Raw genomic sequence first — 1,025 nt, forward strand, 5'->3', positions numbered from 1 at the left:
GGATTGTTGGCTGTTGATGCGAATAACCTTGCTGATATGCAAAACAAGCTTGCATTGAATGAAGTTGAGATTACTGCCGCTTTAGCGGGTGATAATGCGTTACCGACCCAAGCTGATGCACTTGCATTAGAACAACCATTTATTGATGAAGAACCTGATTTAATGGCTCTAATCCGTGGGAATCGTATGCGTCACGATCGTCGTGAAATCGCACTCAAACCAAAAGACTTAGCTTGGAACGTTGAAGGTAACAATATTACGTTGACCTTCTCACTCGATGCAGGCTCTTTTGCCACATCCATTGTTCGTGAGTTGGTGAATGAGGTCAAAGTAGAAAGAGAATACTAATGGAACTGGATTCACTAAATACAAAACCTTTAAGAATTCTAATTAGTAATGACGACGGTGTTCACGCGTTAGCGGATGAGCTGAGAAGCATCGCGGAAGTGATCATTGTTGCCCCAGACCGAAATCGTTCTGGGGCATCAAACTCATTGACTTTGGAACAGCCTCTGCGAGTCTCAGAAATTGCCCCTAATACTTATTCGGTTCAAGGGACACCGACAGATTGCGTTCATTTTGCTCTAAATGAGCTGATGAAAGATGACCTGCCAGATCTTGTATTATCTGGCATTAATCATGGTGCAAATCTGGGGGATGACGTTCTGTACTCTGGTACCGTCGCTGCAGCAATGGAAGGGCACTTTCTTGGCGTGCAAGCCATTGCATTTTCACTGGTTGGTAAACGTCATTTTGAGTCGGCTGCTAAAATTGCTCGACAGTTGGTTGAGCAACACTTGTCAGCGCCAATCCCAACCAACCGTTTGTTGAACGTAAACGTACCTGATTTGCCTCTCGAGAGTCTTGGTGAAATCGAAGTGACCCGTTTAGGTGCTCGTCATCACGCAGAGAATATGATCAAGCAGAAAGATCCGCGTGGGCATGATATCTATTGGTTAGGGCCTCCGGGGAAAGAACAAGATGCGGGTGAAGGTACCGACTTCTATGCGATTGAGCATGGTCGA

Annotated in this window: 2 protein-coding genes; both read left to right on the forward strand. The window is 45.5% G+C overall.

Features of this window, described 5'->3' with window-relative positions; all coding sequences use genetic code 11:
• The coding region (gene truD / locus R8O11_RS25300) for a tRNA pseudouridine(13) synthase TruD (protein ID WP_318194623.1) at positions 1 to 348 on the forward strand (348 nt) is incomplete at its 5' end.
• Positions 348 to 1,025 (forward strand): 5'/3'-nucleotidase SurE (gene surE, locus R8O11_RS25305; RefSeq protein ID WP_318194624.1); only part of this gene is annotated, 678 nt, incomplete at its 3' end. The genes truD and surE, both read left to right, overlap by 1 nt.

The sequence above is a fragment of the Vibrio sp. 1288 genome (assembly GCF_033344475.1).